General features: G+C 54.9%; 20 protein-coding genes and 1 tRNA gene. 9 read left to right on the top strand and 12 right to left on the bottom strand.

The features are described 5' to 3' along the window. Positions 1–209 precede the first annotated feature (209 nt). Entirely contained in the window at positions 210–2,978 is a 2,769-nt protein-coding gene (gene ppdK / locus PHP98_04745; GenBank protein MDD5482941.1) for a pyruvate, phosphate dikinase, read from the top strand. A gap of 74 nt (positions 2,979–3,052) precedes the next feature. Here ppdK and acpS read toward each other — a convergent pair whose 3' ends face one another. From acpS to PHP98_04695, 10 genes are all read right to left on the bottom strand, one after another. Next, complete coding sequence (gene acpS / locus PHP98_04740; GenBank protein MDD5482940.1) at positions 3,053–3,463, bottom strand: holo-ACP synthase; 411 nt, start codon at positions 3,461–3,463, stop codon at positions 3,053–3,055. Between the two features lie 90 nt (positions 3,464–3,553). Then, positions 3,554–4,285 (bottom strand): pyridoxine 5'-phosphate synthase, encoded by a 732-nt coding sequence (locus PHP98_04735; protein MDD5482939.1) that lies wholly within the window; start codon positions 4,283–4,285, stop codon positions 3,554–3,556. Continuing rightward, positions 4,273–5,238 carry an ACP S-malonyltransferase gene (gene fabD, locus PHP98_04730; protein MDD5482938.1) on the bottom strand — a complete coding sequence of 322 codons (966 nt, stop codon included), beginning with the start codon at positions 5,236–5,238 and terminating at the stop codon, positions 4,273–4,275. The genes PHP98_04735 and fabD overlap by 13 nt, the downstream gene beginning before the upstream one ends. 103 nt (positions 5,239–5,341) lie before the next feature. Continuing rightward, positions 5,342–6,367, bottom strand: a complete 1,026-nt coding sequence (locus PHP98_04725; protein ID MDD5482937.1) for a ketoacyl-ACP synthase III — start codon at positions 6,365–6,367, stop codon at positions 5,342–5,344. Further along, a complete protein-coding gene (gene plsX, locus PHP98_04720; GenBank protein ID MDD5482936.1) occupies positions 6,364–7,362 on the bottom strand; it encodes a phosphate acyltransferase PlsX in 999 nt (332 codons plus the stop codon). Before plsX ends, PHP98_04725 begins: the two co-directional genes overlap by 4 nt. A 14-nt stretch (positions 7,363–7,376) precedes the next feature. After that, positions 7,377–7,562: a 50S ribosomal protein L32 gene (rpmF, locus tag PHP98_04715; GenBank protein MDD5482935.1), complete on the bottom strand. Its 186-nt coding sequence runs from the start codon at positions 7,560–7,562 to the stop codon at positions 7,377–7,379. Between the two features lie 49 nt (positions 7,563–7,611). Next, on the bottom strand, positions 7,612–8,100 hold the full coding sequence (locus PHP98_04710; protein MDD5482934.1) for a DUF177 domain-containing protein: 489 nt from the start codon (positions 8,098–8,100) through the stop codon (positions 7,612–7,614). Between the two features lie 63 nt (positions 8,101–8,163). Continuing rightward, positions 8,164–8,688, bottom strand: a complete 525-nt coding sequence (gene coaD / locus PHP98_04705; protein MDD5482933.1) for a pantetheine-phosphate adenylyltransferase — start codon at positions 8,686–8,688, stop codon at positions 8,164–8,166. Next, the gene (gene rsmD, locus PHP98_04700) at positions 8,685–9,302 is read right to left on the bottom strand and encodes a 16S rRNA (guanine(966)-N(2))-methyltransferase RsmD (protein MDD5482932.1); all 618 of its coding nucleotides are present in this window, start codon (positions 9,300–9,302) and stop codon (positions 8,685–8,687) included. The genes coaD and rsmD overlap by 4 nt, the downstream gene beginning before the upstream one ends. Before the next feature lie 222 nt (positions 9,303–9,524). Next, positions 9,525–9,944, bottom strand: coding sequence for a hypothetical protein (locus PHP98_04695; GenBank protein ID MDD5482931.1), 420 nt, complete (start codon positions 9,942–9,944; stop codon positions 9,525–9,527). 186 nt (positions 9,945–10,130) lie between these two features. Between PHP98_04695 and PHP98_04690 the strand changes: the two genes are divergently transcribed. The 6 genes from PHP98_04690 to PHP98_04665 all read left to right on the top strand — a co-directional run bounded on the left by PHP98_04690 (position 10,131) and on the right by PHP98_04665 (position 15,909). Beyond that, entirely contained in the window at positions 10,131–11,354 is a 1,224-nt protein-coding gene (locus tag PHP98_04690) for a hypothetical protein (GenBank protein ID MDD5482930.1), read from the top strand. Positions 11,355–11,367: 13 nt separating this feature from the next. After that, positions 11,368–12,141 (top strand): hypothetical protein, encoded by a 774-nt coding sequence (locus tag PHP98_04685; protein ID MDD5482929.1) that lies wholly within the window; start codon positions 11,368–11,370, stop codon positions 12,139–12,141. 7 nt (positions 12,142–12,148) lie between these two features. Next, positions 12,149–12,826, top strand: coding sequence for a hypothetical protein (locus tag PHP98_04680; GenBank protein MDD5482928.1), 678 nt, complete (start codon positions 12,149–12,151; stop codon positions 12,824–12,826). A gap of 54 nt (positions 12,827–12,880) precedes the next feature. Further along, a complete protein-coding gene (locus tag PHP98_04675) occupies positions 12,881–13,930 on the top strand; it encodes a DUF3387 domain-containing protein (GenBank protein ID MDD5482927.1) in 1,050 nt (349 codons plus the stop codon). Positions 13,931–14,260: 330 nt separating this feature from the next. After that, positions 14,261–14,908, top strand: a complete 648-nt coding sequence (gene plsY / locus PHP98_04670; GenBank protein MDD5482926.1) for a glycerol-3-phosphate 1-O-acyltransferase PlsY — start codon at positions 14,261–14,263, stop codon at positions 14,906–14,908. After that, positions 14,905–15,909 carry an NAD(P)-dependent glycerol-3-phosphate dehydrogenase gene (locus PHP98_04665; protein ID MDD5482925.1) on the top strand — a complete coding sequence of 335 codons (1,005 nt, stop codon included), beginning with the start codon at positions 14,905–14,907 and terminating at the stop codon, positions 15,907–15,909. Before plsY ends, PHP98_04665 begins: the two co-directional genes overlap by 4 nt. On the opposite strand, the gene PHP98_04660 is transcribed toward PHP98_04665, so the two are convergent. Continuing rightward, positions 15,806–17,143: an SUMF1/EgtB/PvdO family nonheme iron enzyme gene (locus PHP98_04660; protein ID MDD5482924.1), complete on the bottom strand. Its 1,338-nt coding sequence runs from the start codon at positions 17,141–17,143 to the stop codon at positions 15,806–15,808. The genes PHP98_04665 and PHP98_04660 overlap by 104 nt on opposite strands. A gap of 37 nt (positions 17,144–17,180) precedes the next feature. Here PHP98_04660 and PHP98_04655 point away from each other — a divergent pair. Continuing rightward, a tRNA-Leu gene (locus PHP98_04655) sits at positions 17,181–17,262 on the top strand. Positions 17,263–17,304: 42 nt separating this feature from the next. Here the strand turns inward: PHP98_04655 and PHP98_04650 are convergent. After that, a complete protein-coding gene (locus tag PHP98_04650) occupies positions 17,305–18,468 on the bottom strand; it encodes a nucleoside-diphosphate kinase (protein MDD5482923.1) in 1,164 nt (387 codons plus the stop codon). A gap of 135 nt (positions 18,469–18,603) precedes the next feature. On the opposite strand from PHP98_04650, the gene PHP98_04645 reads away from it, so the two are divergent. Beyond that, positions 18,604–19,890: an RsmB/NOP family class I SAM-dependent RNA methyltransferase gene (locus tag PHP98_04645; protein MDD5482922.1), complete on the top strand. Its 1,287-nt coding sequence runs from the start codon at positions 18,604–18,606 to the stop codon at positions 19,888–19,890. Positions 19,891–19,990 lie beyond the last annotated feature (100 nt).

Raw genomic sequence — 19,990 nt, 5'->3', positions numbered from 1 at the left:
AACTTTTACCAAATTCTCCTCCCTTGTCAAGCGGTTTGTTTCCGTGATTTTCCGTAATGCGGGACAAGACGAAGTTTTCATGTCTTTTCTTCAGTTTCTTCCGTTGACATTTTCCGGCATTGTGTTAATCTGCAACGGTTTTTCTCACGTTAATTCATTGGTTTCATGCCGCGGGCAAATCCGCCCGCGGAGGAAAAAGGAGCATTAAGATGGCATCAAAAAAGAAAATGGCGGCGCGCGGTAAAAACAAAAAATACGTCTACCTCTTTGGGAGCGGCAAATGCACGGAGGGCAGGGCTGACATGAAAAACCTCCTCGGCGGCAAGGGCGCCAATCTGGCGGAGATGTGCCGGCTGGGGTTGCCCGTGCCGGCCGGGTTCACCATCACCACCGAGTGCTGCGTTGATTATTTCAGGAACAGAATGGGTTTTCCCGCCGCGCTGAAAGCGCAGGTTGAAGCGGCCCTGGCTAAAACCGAAAAACAAATGGGGATGATTTTCGGCGACCCCAAAAATCCGCTTCTGGTTTCCTGCCGCTCGGGCGCCAGGAAATCAATGCCCGGCATGATGGAAACCGTCCTGAACGTCGGACTCTGCACGGCCACTATTCCCGGCCTGATTGCCAAGACCCGCAACGAAAGATTCGTTTATGATTCCTACCGCCGCCTCATCATGATGTATTCCGACGTGGTCATGGAAAAAGCCGAGGGCATTGAGCCGGAGGAAGGCAAGGGGATCCGCGTCCAACTGGACAGACTCCTGCAGGAAATGAAAAAACACAAGGGGTACCAGAAAGACACCGACTTGTCCGCCGAAGACCTCAAGAAACTCTGCGAAGATTTCAAAACGCGCGTGCGCGTCGTGCTCGGCCGTGAATTTCCCGACGCCCCCATGGCCCAACTCTGGGGCGGCATCGGCGCGGTCTTTAAAAGCTGGAACGGCAAACGCGCCATCGCCTACCGGAAAATAGAAGGCATTCCCGACGACTGGGGCACCGCGGTCAACGTCCAGTCAATGGTTTTCGGCAACATGGGCGAATCTTCGGCCACCGGCGTCGCCTTCAGCCGCAACCCCGCCACCGGCGAGCATAAATTTTACGGCGAATGGCTCTCCAACGCCCAGGGCGAGGACGTTGTGGCCGGCATCCGCACGCCCAACCCGCTGAACGAGGCGACCAAGTCGGAGCACAACGCCGCGCTCCTTTCCCTTGAAAAGGGCATGCCGTCCGTCTACACCGAACTGGATAAGATCCAGAAAAAACTGGAAAAGCACTACAAGGACATGCAGGACATTGAGTTTACCATTCAGGAAGGCAAGCTTTACATGCTGCAATGCCGCGTGGGCAAACGCACCGGCACCGCCGCCCTTAACATGGCCATGGACATGGTTGCGGAAAAACTTATCCGCGAAACGGAGGCGGTCATGCGCCTCACGCCGGCGCAACTGGACGAACTCCTGCACCCGATCGTTGATCCGGCCGCGGAAAAACATACCCATATTCTTGCCAAAGGCTTGCCGGCCGGACCGGGCGGCGCCGGCGGACAAATCGTGTTTTCAGCCGCAGCCGCGGTGGAATGGGCCAAAAACGGCAAGAAAGTCATTCTCGTGCGCGAGGAAACCAACCCCGAGGATATTGAAGGCATGCGCGCCGCCGAAGGCATTCTGACCGCCCGCGGCGGCATGACCAGTCACGCCGCCCTCGTGGCGCGCGGCTGGGGTAAATGCTGCATCGTCGGCGCCGGCAGTATTCACGTTGACGCCGTTTACAAGAAAATGACGATCAACGGCCGGGATTTCAACGAGGGCGAACGCGTTACGCTGAATGGCACGAAAGGTTATGTTTACGAAGGCGAACTGCCGATGATCAGCGCCAGCGAGAATCCGCGCTTCAAAAAATTCATGGCGATCGTTGACAAATACCGCCGCCTCGGCGTCCGCGCCAATGCCGACACGCCCGCCGACGCGAAAAACGCGCGCGACTTCGGCGCCGAGGGCATCGGGCTCTTCCGCACCGAACACATGTTTTACGGCAAGGGCAGCGACCAGCCGCTCTTCATCCTGCGCAAAATGATCCTCAGCCGGACCACGGAAGAGCGCCGCAAGGCTTTGGATGAATTGTTCCCGTTTGTGAAGGCTTCCATCAAGGCCACCCTGGAGGCGATGGAAGGTTTGCCGGTTACGATCCGCCTGCTGGACCCGCCCCTGCATGAATTCGTTCCGCAGGATGCGGAAAAGCAGAAGGATCTGGCGCAGAGCCTCGGCATCTCGGCCGCCGACGTGCGCAAACGGGGCGAGCTGCTTTCCGAATCCAACCCGATGATGGGCCACCGCGGCGTCCGCCTCGGCATTACCTATCCGGAAATCGCCGAGATGCAGTTGCGCGCCATTTTTGAGGCCGCGGCCGAGATCATCAAAGCCGGCAAGAAATGCCAACCCGAAATCATGATTCCGGTAACTTGCGACGCGAACGAATTAAAGGATCAGAAAGCGATTGCCTGCCGGGTTTATGATGAAACGCTCGGCAAAATGAACATGCGCTCCATTCCGCATTTGTACGGCACGATGATTGAAATCCCGCGCGCCTGCCTGACCGCCGATAAAATGGCGGCGGAGGCGGGATTCTTCTCGTTCGGCACAAACGATCTGTCCCAGATGGGATTCGGCTTCAGCCGCGACGATACCGGCGCGTTCATGCAGGACTACCTTGACAAAAAAATCATCGCCGCCGACCCGTTCCAAACCATTGATCAGGAAGGCGTCGGCCAGCTGATTGAAATGGCGGTGAAGAAAGGGCGCGCCGTTCGCAATGACCTTAAAATCGGAATCTGCGGCGAGCAGGGCGGCGACCCGGCTTCGGTTGAATTCTGCTTCAAAACCGGGTTGAATTACGTAAGTTGCAGTCCGTTCCGCGTGCCGATCGCCCGCCTGGCGGCGGCCCAGGCCGCCATCAGCGCCGGTAAAAAAGGGAAAAGCAAATAATTCCGAAACCGCCGTATTTTTTTACGGCCCGGCGGCAGAAGAGGGTTCTTTACCCGTTTTGGCCGTCCGGCGGATTATGCCAACAGGGCCGCGGCGGTTGTGTAAGCGCGGGTGTGGGAAATGCTGATGAAAACCCGGCGGATGCGCCGCTGTCGGGCCAGTTTTTGGGCCCGGAGGCTCAGCTTCACAACGGGAGCTTTTAAATCCGCGGATATGATTTCAATATCCCGCCAGGATATTTTTCCGCCGATGCCGGTGCCGAAGGCTTTGGCAACGGCTTCCTTGGCGGCAAAACGGCCGGCGTAATGAATCCAGGGTCTTGCTTTTGCGCGGCAGTATTTTTTCTCGCCCGGCAGGAAAATACGGTCAATAAACCTTTTACCGCGGCTGGCAAGGATTTTGCGGAAACGGGGAATATCCACGATATCAATGCCCATGCCGGCGACAGGGCCGTTGAAATTGTTCGTTTTTGTCCCGCGTTTCATTTGTATACAGGCTGTATATCGTAAGCGGGCTCTCCGTCCGTCATCACCGGAGGGCTTTGCCAGAACCCCGCCCTTTTACCAAAATTCCGTTCAGCCGCGATATTTTGCCATTTTCTCAAGCATTTCGCGGACGGCGGCCTGCAGGCCGACAAACACGGCGCGCGCCACGATGCTGTGGCCGATATTCAATGTGTCCAGAAAAGGCATTTTCAGTATGCTTTTGATATTGCCGAGGGTGATCCCGTGTCCGGCATTGACTTTCAAGCCGACGGCATGCGCATAACGCGCGCCTTCAATAAGGCGTTTCTGTTCTTTTCGGGCGCCGGCGCCGCGGGCATTACAGAAGGCGCCCGTATGCAGTTCCACGCAGGGCGCGCCGATGGCGGCGGCCGCATCCAGTTGTTTTTTCTCCGGATCAACAAAAAGACTTACCATGATTCCGGCCGCGGACAACCGCCGGCAGGTTGCCTTCAGACTTCTTTGCTGGCCGGCGGCGTCAAGTCCGCCTTCTGTGGTCAATTCCCGGCGTTTTTCGGGCACGATACAGACCTCATCCGGTTTTGCCTTCAAGGCAATGTCCGCGATTTCCGGCGCATTGGCCATTTCAAGGTTGAGCGCGGCCTTTTTCAGCAAACGGCGCAGGGCAAACAGGTCATGATCCTGAATATGCCGGCGGTCCTCGCGCAGATGAATGGTGATGCCGTAAGCCCCGGCCGCCACGCATATCCGGGCCGCGTCAGTTACGCTCGGGTAATTTACCCCGCGCGCCTGGCGCAGGGTGGCCACATGATCAATATTCACGCCAAGTTTCAAGTTTTGCATGATATTTCATCGCCTCCGGAATTTGATCCGAGCAATTCCCGAGCCGCCTGAAGCGACCGGTTGTCCTGGACGTTGCCGAGCCGGGCCGGCGGCTGGATGCGTTTGACAAGCCCGGAAAGAACGCGGCCAGGACCGCATTCAACATAGCAATTAACGCCCGCTTTTTCCATTTCCCGAATGCAGTCAATCCATTTCACGGGGGAAATTATCTGCGCGACCATGGCGCGTTTTATTTCCTCCGGCGAACCGTGGGCGCGGCCGCTCACGTTGGACATCACCGTGCATTTCGGGGGATTAATCCGAACCTTTTCCAAAAACACGCGCATTTTTTCGGCGGCCGATTTCATCAGGGACGAATGGTAAGCCCCGGCCACGTTCAATAACATGACGCGCCTGGCCCCCGCCGCCCCCATCATTTTTTCGGCTTCCGCTATATTCGGTCTTCGGCCGGAAAGGACGGTCTGCTCGGACGAATTATAATTGGCAATTTCAACCCCGCTGTCCGCCGCGGCTTTCAAAAGCGTTTCATGCTTCAGGCCGATCACGCTCAACATGGCGCCTTCCTGCTCTTCGCAGGCCTCCTGCATGTAACGGCCGCGCGCTTCCAGCGCGCGCAGGCCGTCCTCAAAGGATATTGCGCCGGCCAGACACAGCGCCGACCATTCCCCGAGACTTAAACCCGCCGCCGCCTGAAATGAAAGATTTGATATTTCAAACTGCAAAGCCTGGAAGCAGGCGATCGTAACGGTGAAAATGGCCGGCTGACAGTGATTTGATTTCACCAGCTCGTTTTCCGGCCCCTCAAAAATTATCTTTTGCAGTTCATACCCGAGGATTTCATCGGCCTTTGCAAAGAGGGCGCGGCATCCGGGAAAAGAAGCGGCGAGTTCGCGCCCCATGCCGACGGTCTGGGCGCCCTGTCCCGCGCAGAGAATGGCGAGTTGATATTTCATGGCATTTCAAAGGCGGCAGATAGCCGCAAACAAATCTTTGGTTGCGCTGCGTTCTCTGCGTCTCTGCGGTCAATCGCCCGCGCGCCACGCTAGAGACGCACGGTCACCATTCCAGCAAAGTCGCCCCCCAGGTGAATCCCCCGCCAAAGGCCACGAGCAGGATAATGTCGCCGCTTTTTATCCGCCCCTGTTGCTCGGCCTCGTCCAGCGCCACTGGTATGGAAGCGGCCGACATGTTGCCGTAGCGGTTCAGATTGACAAAATATTTTTCCGCGGGCGCGCCCAGCCTTTCGCCGATAGCCTTGATAATGCGCATATTGGCCTGATGGGGAATGATCAGGTTGACCTGGTCTATTTTCACCGCCGCCTTTTTCAGCGCCTGATTGGCGGCGTCCACCATGGAATTGACGGCGTGCTTGAACACTTCCCGTCCCGCCATTTTAAGGTAGTGCAGGCGGTCATTGACTGTCTGTTGCGAGGCCGGATGCAGACTGCCGCCGCCCGGAAGATTCAGAAGACCGGTCAGGCGGCCATCGGAAGCAATGGAGGTTGCCAAAATACCGCGCGTCCCCGGCCGATGCCGGAGAACAGCCGCCCCGGCGCCGTCGCCGAAAAGGACGCAGGTGGCGCGGTCCTGCCAGTCGGTGATACAGCTCAATTTTTCGCTTCCGATCACGAGGGCGGTCCCGGCCGTCCCGTTGGCCAGGAACTGGCGGGCGATTTCAAGCCCGTAGATAAACCCCGAACAGGCGGCCTGAATATCAAAGCAGACCGCGCGGAATGCCTTTAATTTTTCCTGGACAAAGCAGGCCGTGCTCGGGAAGGGCATGTCCGGAGTAATGCTGGCGACGATAATCAAATCAATTTCATCGGCCGTGACGCCGGCTTTCTGCATGGCGCGCTGGGCGGCTTTTTGCGCAAGGTCGGATGTTACCTCGTTGCTCGCGGCAATCCGCCGCTCGCTGATACCGGTGCGCGTGGTGATCCATTCGTCGGAAGTGTCAACCATCTGCGCCAGTTCGGCGTTGGTCAGCACTTTTTCGGGGACATACGAGCCGGCGGCAATCACCGAAACGGAGCGCAGCGGCTCGCTGGCGGCGGCGGCTTTTTTAATCGCATGGGGCGTCATGGCAAATCCTCTATGGTTTTGATGATCATCTCATTAATCTCCTGATGGACCGAATCGCGCGCGACCCGGATGGCGTTAAAAATGGCGCGGCCCGACGACGCGCCATGGCATATGATGCAAATGCCGTTGACGCCGAGCAGGGGCGCGCCGCCGTACATTTCCGGGTCCATGGTCCGCTTCATCTTGTTCAGCGCGCTTCTCAGGCAGAAAGCTCCGAGCTTTCTCCATGGATTGCTGGTAAACTCGCGTTTGATCCATGTTCCCACGGCATGCGCCACGCTTTCGCTTGACTTTAAAATGACGTTGCCGACGAAGCCGTCGCAGACCGCAACATCAATATTTCCCTTGAACAAATCATGGCCTTCAATGTTGCCCTTGAAGTTCAGCTGCGAGGCCGACAAAAGGCGGAAGGCTTCTCTGGTGGTCTCGTTGCCCTTGGAATCTTCCGTGCCGACGCTCATCAGCCCGACGACCGGCTGCGGATTGGAAAGGATCTTCTTGGCGTAGACATGGCCCATGACGGCAAACTGCAGCAGCAGGCCGGGCGAACAGTCAGTGTTTGCGCCGGCGTCAATCAAAACGAACGGCTTGGAAGGCGTCGGCATCATGGTTGCGATGGCCGGACGTTCAACCCCCCGCAGGGTGCGCAGTTTCAAGGCGGCGGCGGCCATCACCGCGCCGGTGTTGCCCGCCGAGATCATCGCCTGGGCCCGGCCGCTTTTGACAAGATCAACGGCCCGGTTGATGGAAGAATCCTTCTTGTGGCGGACGGCGTTAACCGGACTTTCTTCCATGCCGATGGATTCCGCGGCGTGGAAAATTTCAATGCGGTCCGGCGTCTGCCCGAAAACGCGCAATTCGCGGACGATAACGGCCTCATCGCCGACCAGGATGATGCGCTCAATATCCTTCAGAGAGTCAACCGCCTGTAATGTTCCGGCAATGATCGCGCGCGGGGCAAAGTCGCCGCCCATGGCATCAATGGCAATCTGCATAGGGGATGAGACTTTCAGCTTTTCACGGTAACGGAAAGAACCTGCCGCCCCCGGTAATATCCGCAGGAGGGACAAACCCGGTGGGGAGGCTGCAGCTCGCCGCAGTTGGGACACGGCCTGGTTGAGGTCAAAAACAGCTTATGCGATCGTTTCCGCATCCTTGTTTTGCTCTTGGATACTTTTCTTTTTGGAACCGCCATACGATTTTCTCCTTATTTGCCGACAACCGAAATTCAACGCGGCATGCCGTTATGAATCTCGCTTCTTGCGGGGCAGGCGCAGATCGCCCAATTTCTGCCAGACATCCGGCTCGGCGGCCGGCTTGCATTTACAGCTTTCCCGGTTCAGATTGGCGCCGCATACGCGGCACAGCCCGCGGCAGGTTTCAGAACAAACCGCCACCATTGGCAAGGCAAGGAGAATATCCTCCCGCACATCGGCGGTCAAGTTGATTAATTCACTTTTTGAGGTCAGGGCGAAATTGCGGTAAAAATCCGTGATAAGAACTTTCCTGGAAAAACTGTCGCCGCAACGGGCGCAGCGGCATGCAAAACCGATTTCCAGCGCGCCGCGCACGATCAATTCGCCGGATAACAACTGCGCGGTCAGGTCGTACGCCAGAGACCCTTCCGGCCGCGCCAGGCCGCCGGTCTCAATTTCCAGCGTTTCCGCCGGCGCGCGGCCGCGGATTCTTTCGGGCTTGGCGCGCAAGCGCCGGGGTTCAATAATTAAGGACATGGCAAAACCGTAGTCAGAATTCAGTGGCCAGCAGGCGAGAGGCGGAATATGATTCGGGGAATTTCATGGCTTTTTTTCAAACTCTGACTGCTGACTACTGGCTCCTGACTGCTTGATCTTCTTTTTCAGCGCCTGCTGCACAAAATCCGGCACAAACTTGCCGGTGTCCCCGCCCAGGGCGGCCACTTCGCGCACCGCGCTGGAGCTTAAAAAACTGTAGGATTCTTTCGTCATCATGAAAAACGTCTCAATATCCGGCGCCATGTGGCGGTTGGTCAGCGCCATTTGAAATTCATATTCAAAATCGGAAAAAGCGCGCAAGCCGCGAATGATCACGTGCGCCCCTTTTTGACGGACATAATTCACGAGAAGACCGTCAAATATTTCCGCTTCTGCGCCGGGAATCCGGCGGCAAAGCCGGCGGGCCATGACGAGACGCTCGTCCGCCGCAAAGAGGGTGGTTTTGCGCGGCTTGGCCGAAACGGCAATCACAATATGTCCGAATATGCGCGCGGCCCGCCTGATCAAATCAACGTGCCCGAGCGTCAGCGGATCAAAAGTTCCGGGATAAATGGCCAAGTCTTTCATTTTACATCCTGCGCCGGCACGCGCGAACCGTGAATCCGATAAATGCAAACCCGTGTTTCGCCGTACAGCTTTTCCCGGCAAACATCCCACCCTTGCGCCTCAATTAAAGGCGATTTTGCGCCGGATTCAATGATTACACGTCCGTCTGGCGAGAGAATAGACCGCCGCGAAAGATGAAACAAGATTTTTTTTGACCATTCCCCTTCGGCGTCATAAGGCGGATCGGCAAAGATAATATCGGCAATACAAGGAACCGGATCACGCGTCAGAAAACTTACGGCATCCGACCGGACTATGAGAAGTCTGTTTGTTTCAGCGGCTTTGTCCTTTTCATCCGCCTTTCCGCCTGTCAGCCGGCGGACATTTTTCCTTAAATACGGCATAACGAAACGATCGTTCTCAATAAAACACGCAAAAGCCGCGCCGCGGCTCAATGCTTCCAGTCCGAAAGCGCCCGTGCCGGCAAAAAGATCCAGCACTTTTGCCCCCCGGATAACGTTTTGCAGGGACGAGAATATGGCCGCGCGCACGCGGTCCTGCGTGGGCCGCACCCCTTGCGGGGGCACATCAAGCAGACGTCCCCTGAAAATTCCGCCTGTAATGCGAATTGACATTATCCCGCAACCTTTCAATTATTTTTGGCACTTGATTCCCCGACCAAAATCCCCTTTATTTATAGGCGGCTGATATACCCATTAGCACCTGAAATGTCAAAAGCCGTGATGAAAAGCAAGAAAATAATGCTGGGTAAGGATGATGTGGGATGAAGCATATGCGCGGTGCATTTCGTTCGGAAAATCTCCGGCGATTCCGGCGCATCTGCGGATTTCCCGCCCTCACGCATACACGAGTATAGCGTTTCGGGCGGCGCATCCGCATTCCTGCCCCGCAAGGCGTGGTTTTAAGAGAGCATCAAGGATTTGGCGGAAGGGTCGCGTGTCTTTAACGGCAGCCATTTGATCCATGAAGCGGTTGTTGAATGCGATCTGAATGCCGCAGGGGAACCAGGTTTGGAGGCGGACACTCATAAAGCCGAAGAGGGGATGGTCGTAATAAAAGTAAAGATGTTTGCAGCGGGAAAAGAGATGCCGCAGTTGAGGGAAACCGGCCTGGGCGTCATAGTGGGCGCGGAAAGAGGAACAGACTTCGACGCAGTACCAGACGCCGATGAGACCGTGTTTGATGCCCAAGTCGCGTTGTCGTTGATGGGCAATGGCTTCCTTGCGTTCATTGGAGGAAGCAATAGGTTCATGCATAAGAATTTCAAACTTGCCGCAAAAGAGCGCAAAATCGGGGGTAGGAGCCGAACCCCTGTTCGGCGATGCATCTGGTGTTTGGAATCGCCGCATGGGGATGCGGTTCGTCCGGAATCGCCGCATGGGGATGCGGCTCCTACGCCGCTCAAATACAGTTGCCGCTTTTGGCGGCCTAATTGAAACGCCTTGTCCACAGGTTTTGCGCGCATAGCGGTCGGCATGTTCCACGATCAATTTCGATTGGGCCATCATCCGGGGCTTGTAGTTTTTGTTGAGGACGCCGCGCCAGCGGAGGAAGGCCATGGCGCCGTCGGCATAGGCGATGGGGCGGAGGCAGCCTTTGAAAACGCTGCGGTCGAAGCCGCTGATAACGCCCTTGATTTTATTGCTGAATCTTTGTGTAAACGAGTTCATGCGCCGTCCTCCTGTGATGGTTGTTTGTTCACCCATAACATATTGGGTTGCGGGCAGAGACCGCTTTGGATTGTGGAGTTTGACTCAGTATCGTCAGCGGACTTCATTGGTGAGTCTAGTGGCGTTAAAGTCTATGCAACGAGCAAAGGTTCTGGAAATGTTGTAGTTCAGCTTAAGGTTACTCCCTCTGGAGTTACGTTGCCAAGCGGATTTGTTTCATGGAACGGAGGGTCTGCAGGAAGCGATCAACTCCAGCGGATTCTCTCAAAAGCATCTCTTATAGAAGCCGGAGAGGCAATCACGGCCAGTGCGAATTCTGAAACTGTGTTTAATGGCCGTGTCTATGTTTTCAATGGCGCACCAAATCCTGCGTCTGTGTATATCCATGTTCCGGTTACAAGGAATGATTCTATTGCTACTCCCTTTGGTCTCACTGACAGGGCGGAAATCTGGTATCCTGATGATAAGTACTTAATTTATTATGAGAGCAAAAAATGGAAATTTGTTTTTGACGAAGTATATTATGAGATAAAATGGGGTGTAAATAACGGTGGCCGCGCGGATGTTCCGAACCCAGCGGCTAATCCTTTTCCTCTTGGAATGGGCATGAGCACCAACAGCACGGAATATGAAAAGAAGACTCAAGCAAAAGATGATTTGACTCCTAATGATATTGGATGGCCGACAAGGGATTGTTATTGGGCGTCAGCGTTGAGTCAACAGCATGAATTATTCCATGTCAGTGACTGGCTGAATAATTATTATACGCCAAAAGTTTATGAGGCGGAGAGTTGGATAGAAGCGCAAGAAGATGAAGTGACTTTGTCAAACCTTGTTCCGAATGATGTTTTGAATACAAGAAAGTCGTCATTTTATAATAAATTAATTCCGGTTACCAAAGACGCAAATGATGAATATGACCCCGAAAAAGAAACTAGGGCGTACGGAGATGGAAAAGCAAGCTATCAAAGTTTGGCTGATTCAATAATCCCATAAAGGAATAAATAAAATGAATAAAGTAACGCAATTATTGTTCACGTTGGTTTTTATAGCCATAAACTTAATAAGCGGAGGAATTAACATGGCTTTTGCGACTGATGCTCCGAATAAAGAAATGGCTTTTCAAGCTGAATTACAAGAGAAAAGAGAGTTTTACATCAAAGTTTCAGGAAAAAAGCCGACCCGTGAAAACCTAATCAATAGTCTCAAGATCAAGAATGCAGACGGACTAAAATCAACTGAAATAGTCATGGCGTTTAATCTGCTGGAAATGGAAAAGGAGAAGGACAGGACGTTAGTTCCCGAAATTATTAAATGCTATAATAATAATTCAGATTGGCTTATTCATGTTAAATGCTCGGAGATGCTTCTTGATCTTGATGAAGAAAAGGGTGTTGAGATGGCAAAGAAGATAATTAACGACCCGCAGGCAAACTTGGAAGCCAAATTAAGTATGAGCAAAAGGCTCGTAAAGAAAGGGAAGCTATTTGCTTATCCTGTGTTGCGCGAAGGGCTTACAACAAGCAATAGTTACCGGAAGAGGATGGCCATGGAATTATTGGAGAAATATCGTCCTTATGACGGCAAGGCATGGGATGAAAAATCCGGCAAAAAGATTAATATTGCTCAATTATTGAAAGACGTAAACATTAAAGTTTCCACAAATAGAACAGATGTCAGCGTTGAGCCAATTGAATATATCGCTGAGACAAATCTAAATTTAAAAGTTGGCGATTCAGGAAAAACGGAGGCTGTCTCGGCTACCAATACCACGGCGCAATGAACGCTACATGAAACATGTTGTTATAATTATTGCGCTATTATTAACCGGTTCAACACAGCGGGCCAGTGCAGAAGCTAATACGACGGGGAAAAATAAAGATGCTGTTGTTCGCGCGGAATGCATAAATGTCAGTGCGGGAGTAACAGTAGGTTTTCGTGTTGAGGTTATGAATCCTAGCCAGGATAAAAACCTCGTGCTTGTTGTACGCGACAGCATGTCTAGTTTATTTCATATCCAATTAATAAATGAAAATGGATTGGACATCTCTCCTTTGAGATCACCAGTATCATCTGGTAGATGGGGGCCTTATCCCCCTTTGAAGAATAAGCACGAGATAATATTGCCTGGAAGTAATTGTTTTTGTTTTATTCCTGTTCCGAGCCAAGTCCGTATTGACCTAGTGAAGCCCAATGAAAACAATCTTAAGCCGACTCCGGATGGTAAATATATGGCAGAGATTCTTGTTACTACCTCTTACTTTATACAAGACAAAGAAGAAAAGTCAATTCCAAAATCTCCTAAATTTCAAAGTCTACGCCTAACGTTACCACGTATTCCTATCATAGTAGATTCAAAGCAGTTAGGTCAGAATATTGAGGATATGTATCGGGGAGAATTGTCGGGGTCCGAAACCAATAAACAGACACAAGTCTCTCCAATCAACAATCCTAGCAATAACGAATGATGGAGCCTTGTTCTAATTGATGGCGATGGGATTATATAATCTCGACTTGATTATATGCGCTTTTTCAGTGTCGGCACTTCTGATCGCCTTTCTATCATCCTTCAGGCCGAGGAATTCATACTTTCAAGAGAACAAGGCAAAGACCGGTTTGTCAAAGAGTCAACCGCGCTTTCAAAGCTTTTTGCGCTGGCCGTTCCGCATGAAGACGCACTTGCTTTGACCAATGAAATCGCCTTCTTCCAATCCGTCCGGGCACGGTTGCTCAAATTTGAAGGCGAAGGTGATAACGGCGATAAAAAGAATTATGAATCCACTATCCGGCAGATCGTGAATCAGGCGGTTGAATCAACCGAAGTTGTGGATATTTTTGATGCGGCTGGTATTAAGAAGCCGGATATTTCATTGCTCTCTGAAGAATTCCTGCAAGATGTAAAGGAGATGAAGCACAAGAACCTTGGCATTGAACTCTTGAAGAAGATTCTCAATGACGAAATCAAGGTGCGGCTGAAATTCAATATTACCGAAGGTAAAAATCTTCTGGATATGCTTGAGGCATCATCTATCTTGCCCACGGAGGAATTTTCCAGGCACCGTCTGGAAAATCCGACACAATCACTTGATCCAGGGTTTTTCCGTCGGCTTATTGTCCTTGCTTTTGGTTTGATCGCCGGATTTTTCAATCATGACGGCCGGGGGAGGATCGTCCCTGCCTTGTTTGAACTCGCGCGTTTCCAGGGGCAGTTTGGAGCGCGGAACGTCGTAGGGATTGAAAGAACGTTTGGGCGCGTTGACGTCTTCCAGGCGCAGGCCGTAGGAATCGGCCAGCCTTTTCCACTCGCGGGAGCTGAACTGGAAATATTTGTCCATCCCGTTGATCAGATCGGCGGGGTTCAGGGTCGGCAGTCTTTCAACCCGGCACGGCCAGCCCATGTCCTGCAGGAGAATTTTCGGCACGGTTTGATCGTCGCCGAAAATAAACGCGGGTTTCGGGGGAGGGGCGATAAAACGCAACGCGCGGAAATCATCAAGGCTGACGTATTGCCAGGCGCTGCCCGTCCAGACATGCAACAGGGGGTTGTCAGAGCCGGGCTTGCCCCGGAATGAGACCAGAGTTACCGCGCGCATCTTTACAAAGTCAAAGGCCAGTTGCAAAACGGCCGGCCGCGCGGGAACGATCAGCAGGGCATCCGCGCCGCGCTTGAACGGCGGATTCAGGGCCCGTCCCTCCGCGCCCGACAGTAAAAAAGATATGCCGGCGATCCCTGCAACCGCGAAAACAGAAAATCTTTTCATTTGCCGCCTCCCTCAGATAATGATATCGTTTCGGTCCATTAAATAACATATTGTTTTGTAAATCAAGAAAAAATTGCCGGGCCGCGAAAACAACTGCGCGGTAATCGCGGTTTCATTCATATGGGCGCGCTTCAAACCACAATGCTGATAACGGGGGCGTCCGTTCTGGCTTATCTGGTCGGCGCGTTTCCGACCGGTCTACTACTGGCGCGCGTGAAGGGCGTTGACATCAGGCGGGTCGGCAGCGGCAATATCGGCGCGACCAATGTCTACCGGTGTGTTGGCCGCGGCTGGGGTGGGTTGACTTTTGCGATTGACTTGCTGAAGGGTTATCTGCCCGCCGCGTTTTTGCCCGTCCTGTGCCGGAAACTGGGCGCTGAAATTTCCGGCGCGCACCTGGCGTTGCTTTATGGGTGCCTGGCCGTTGTCGGTCATAATTGGCCGGTCTATTTGCGTTTCCGGGGCGGCAAGGGAATGGCGACCGGCGCCGGCGCCCTGCTGGGGATCGCGCCGCTGGTTCTGCTGGCCGGCGCGCTTGGCTGGGTGATGTTTTTTCTGGCGACAAGGTATGTTTCTTTGGCCTCCATGCTGGCGGCCGTTCTGACGGCCGCCTGTTCGTGGTGCATTTATCGCGGGCAGATATTGATTCCGGCGGCGCTTTCCCTCATGGGCATAATCATTATCTGGCGCCATAAGACCAATCTGCGGCGGCTGCTCGCCGGCACCGAATACCGTTTTAATTTTGGCGGCGGGGCGCGAAAGGATAAAGGAACGGGGGTTGGATCATGAAAAACATTGCAATCATCGGCGATGGAGGATGGGGCACGGCGCTGGCGCTGCATTTTGTCTCCGGTAATTTCCGGGTCAGAGTCTGGGGGCCGGATGCGGGCTACCTGGCCTCGGTGCGAAAGGCGCGCAAAAACAGGTTTTATCTGCCCGGCATTTCTCTGCCTTCCGGCATTGGCTGGACGGCCGATTGCGGCGAAGCGGCGGACGGCGCCGATCTGGCGGTGCTGGCCGTTCCCAGCAAATATTGCCGCGCCGTTTTCCAGCGGTTTGCCGGTTTGTTCGGCAATAAATGCGCCATTTTGAGCGTTAGCAAGGGGTTTGACCCGGCCACCGGGAAACGCATTTCCGGGGTTGCGGAGGAATATTTCGGCCGTCTTCCAATCGCCGTTCTTTCCGGTCCGAGCCACGCGGAGGAAGTGGCGCGGGGCATACCGACGGCGGTCGTGCTGGCGGCCCGCGAACATGCGTTCGCGGTCCGCCTGCAAAAGGCGATTATGTCGCCGAAGTTCAGGATTTATACTTCGGAAGACGTGGTCGGGGTGGAGCTGGGCGGGGCGTTGAAAAATATTGTGGCCGTCGCGGTCGGCGTCAGCGACGGTCTTGGTTTTGGGGATAATACGCGGGCGGCGCTGATCACGCGCGGCCTGGCGGAAATGACAAGGATCGGCTGCCGACTCGGCGGCCACCCGGAGACATTTGCGGGCTTGAGCGGCATGGGCGATTTGATTGTAACCTGCACCAGCCGCTTGAGCAGGAACCGGTCCGTCGGGGAAAGGCTTGGCAAGGGCGAAACGATGGACGCAATCGCGGCCTCAATGAAACAGATTGCCGAGGGGATTACTACCTGCGCGGTTGCGGGCGGCCTTGCGCGGAAATACGGCGTTTCCGCCCCGATCATCAACGAGGTGCAGGCGTTGGTTTACCGGGGAAAGAACCCGTCGTCGGCGGTGGCCTCATTGCTGGGCCGCGCGGCGCGGCCCGAAAGGGATAAGGCGCCATGACAACGCGAAAGCCGATCATGGCGTTGTTTTTGTCCGGCGACGCGCTGCTTCGGTAGTTGACGGCCAGGATTTCCGGGTCGTGGTTGTTCCAGGCGGCCCCCCGCAGAGCCCGCGCTGTTTTGGTTTCATCAAACCAGTTCTGGCACCATTCCCAGACATTGCCGCCCACTCCGTAGAGGCCCCATGCGTTCGTTCCGCTTTTGTCCACCGGGGCGGACACAATGAATCCGTCGTTATGGCCCGCGATGAATTTTTCGTCGTGAAATATGCCGTAAAACATTCCGGCGCCTTCCACGCCCTTGTAATTGAACGAGTCCGGCGGCGGCCATTGATTGCCCCACGGATATTTCAATTCCAGACCGCAGTCGGCGAAAACGAGCCATTCCTGTTCGGTCGGCAGACGGCAAGCGAACCCCGGCGGGAGCCGGTCTTGAAAGTTGCGGTTCAGCCAGCCGCAGTAGTTGTTGGCGTCCTCCCACGAAACCATCGCCGCCGGCTGGTCCGGCATATCCAGAATGTTGTTGTAATATCTTTTCGGATCATGCGCGCGGTTAAAACGGCTGTACTGCGCGTTGGTCACTTCATCGCGTCCGACCCACATGGCCAGGGGAGCGATCCAGATAAATGAAATATATTCTTTTTCACCGATCCGCAGATTGAAGATTTCCGCCGCGGTTTTGCCGTCCGTCCCGCCCCGGCCGGATTTGTCCGCCTGCCCGGCGGGATTTTCCTGCTGAGTTTGCGCCGCCGCGGCATCATCCATTTCCAGACCGCGGGCGGCGGCCAGTTCCTTGCGTTCGCTTGGGTTGAAATGGAAATATTCCGACAGGACGGCCAGGGTCGGCAGCCTTTCAATTCTGCACGGCCAGGCCAGGTCTTGCCGGATGACCCTGGGCACGATAGAATCGTCGCCGATGATGATTGCCGTTTTGGGCAGCTGGTCAACGAAACGGAGCGAGCAAAAGTCGTCAAAATCCAGGGGGTGCCATTTTGTTCCCGTCCAGATGTGCAGCCGGGGCTTATCGCCGGGCCTGTCCCGGAAGGCGACCAGGCGGATGGGGCGGATGGCGGCGATTTCAATGGCCGGCTGCACAACCGCCGGTTGAGCGGGGATTAGCAGGATGACATCATTATTCCGCGCCGCCGGCTCGCTGCCGCCGGCCGCGCCGAGCGTGATCATATACAAGCCCAGCAGGGCGGTCTGTATTCTGCAGCTATGCGCTCGCAAAATCATGATTTACAACAACGGTTTACAGTGTTAAAAAATAACAGGGCGAGTGGTGAAACCGGCAGACACGCAAGACTTAGGATCTTGTGCCGCAAGGCTTGCGGGTTCAAATCCCGCCTCGCCCATGCTTTTGCCGGTCCGGCGGCCGGATTTCCGCGGGTCTGTTTTCACTCTCCATAATATTTTTTGACCAGGGGCGAAAACAGGTCTTCTTCAATCTTGACTATCGCGATTTCCCGTTCGGCGTTTTCAACGGAATCAGAGGCGTGTGCCGCATTCACCATGATGTCGTGGCCGAATTCGCGCCGGACGGATCCGGGCTGCGCCTTGCTTGGGTCGGTGGGGCCGAGCAGGCGGCGTATTTTTTCCACCGCGTCCGGTCCGGCATAGACCAGGGCGAGGCACCTGCTGCGGCCATCCCTGGCTTTTTCCTCGCGGGTGCAGGCCGGCGGATAACAGCCGGTCATGAATTTGATGATCTGGTTAAACTGCTCGTCGCCCACCAGCGGGCCGATGTTGTCTTCTATCATCTTCCGGATATCCGGAGAAACCTCTATATGGAACTCTTGTTCAAGCATTTTTACGGTTTTCTCGCCCACCCGGCTTTTCATCTTTTCGCGCAGAACGGGCCGCACCGGCCGATAAAATTCCTCCGCCTGCAATACGCTCATTTGGTGGACCTTGGCGGCGATGATTCTCAATCCCGAACGCGAAAGCATGTCAATGATATTGCCGGGCCGCGAACTGGGGAACATGAAATTATCGGGCTTGATCAGCACCAAGGTCCGCTGCCATTGGCCGCTGCCGGCGTTAACATCAACGGCCGCCTTGAGCAGACCGCCGTCGGTGAAATTGTAGCGGTTCCATAATTTCAAGGTTGCCGCCGCGTCCTCATGTCCCGACCCGATCAAAACCGCCGGCTCAAAATATTTTACCTTCTTGTCATCGTCAACCACGTAGTCGCCGAAGGTGTCGCGGATGGTTTCCCCGCTGCCTATGATTACGGGGCCGGCCGTGTTGATGACCTTTTGAACGGCGTTTTCGCCCTCCAGCAGAATCATCATGACCCGCCGCGGCCGGCCGGTTTTATGGTCGGGGGCGTAATTTTTCCGGACATAGTCTGCCAGGAGAGAGCGTATTTCGGGCGCCAGGTTGCGGCTGCTGCTGATGAGGCCGGCGTATTCCTCAACGAGCCGGGCGCTGGGGGCAAACATGCGCGCGCCGACCAGATCTAGACCGGTGCGGCTCATGAAACGGCCGAGCACCCCGCCCGTTCTTGACTTGGCGATCGTGTAGGGATTGATCAGGACAAATGCCAGTTCATTAGTCATATTTACGGAAATTAATTGATTAATTTGAGACAATAGTATTATCCTGCCGGCAAATAGACAAGTAAAATTATTGGCGTCGTGTTTTTTACATCCCGCCCGCGGCGGGTGGAACATGGGGGCGGGAGCAAGGCAGGTATGAATAAAATTATCAGAAGCCAGGCCGCAGTCTGCCTGGCGTTGGTGCGGGAAACGGACCGCGCCGTTATTGCGGATCGCCAGAGCGCCGACCAGGTACTTGCCCGCGTCTACCGGCGGCACCGGGAATACGGCGCGCGCGACCGGAGGTTTTTTTCAAACGCCGTCTTTTCCTGGTTCCGCTGGCGCGGCTGGCTGGAAACGCCGGACGACAGGCGCGTTGCCGCCGCCCTGCTTTTGGACGCGGCGGAAATTCCGCCGCAGGCGGAATATATGGCGGCAAGTTCCGGCCGGGCCGGCGCCGGGCTGAAAGCCCTCGGCGCGCTGAGTCTTGAGGAAAAAGCCGCCGGCTTGCAGGCGCTGTTAGAAAGCGGTCCGCGGCGGATTGAACAGCTGGCGCCGGACTGGCTGGCGGATTTTCTGTTTATTCCTCCTGACCGCGACAAGGAATCCTGGCTGCGGCGATGCTTGGAAGCTTTTCAGTCCAGGCCGCCGGTATGGATAAGACTGCGGCGGGGCGGAGAAGACAGCGCTTTGAGCCGGCTCGTTAAAGCCGGCTATGTAACAGAATGCCACCCCCTGCTTTCGCAGGCGGTCTTTATCAAAGGCGGAAAACAATTTGACGCGGCCCTTTTTCCGGAAATCCAGGTGCAGGACCTGGCGTCGCAGTGCGCGGGATTGTGCTGCAGCCCGCAACCGGGGGAAAAATGGTGGGATGTCTGCGCCGGTTCCGGCGGCAAAAGCCTTCACTTGGCGGACCTCATGCGGGACTGCGGACAAATCCTGGCAACTGATGTCCGGCCGGCCATCCTGGAACAACTCTCAAGACGCTTGCGGCGTGACAGGCATCCCTCCATCCGGCCTTTGTCCTGGGATGGCTCTGCTGATCCCGCCCCGGGAACTTGTTTTGACGGCGTTCTGATTGATGCGCCTTGCTCGGGGCTTGGGACCTGGGCCCGCAATCCCGACGCCCGTTGGCGGATGTCCGCCGGGCAAATCGCGGATTATGCCGTCATTCAGCAAAATCTCCTGCAAATTGCCGCGCAAAAAGTCAAGCCGGGCGGCCGGCTGGTTTATGCAACCTGCAGCCTGACCGAAGCGGAAAATACAGGAGCCGTTAATGCATTCCTGCAACGGGAGAAAGGGTTTTATATGGAAACAACCGCAAACCCGTTGACCCGCGCGCCCGCCGGCGGTTTGATCTGGATCTGGCCGTGGGAAGGCAACTGTAATGGATTTTTTCTGGCCGTGATGCGGAGAGCAGGGCTGTGTTACCCGTGGTGGTAACACAGGCTGAATCAAGAAGATAGAAAATAAAACTGGACAATCCGGAATCTGTCTGCTATTGCTTTCCGGCATGAATACAAACACTTGGAAGCAGTATGCA

Source organism: Kiritimatiellia bacterium (assembly GCA_028715905.1).
Classification (GTDB): domain Bacteria; phylum Verrucomicrobiota; class Kiritimatiellia; order JAAZAB01; family JAAZAB01; genus JAQUQV01.
This window is presented reverse-complemented; position numbering and strand designations above follow the sequence as displayed.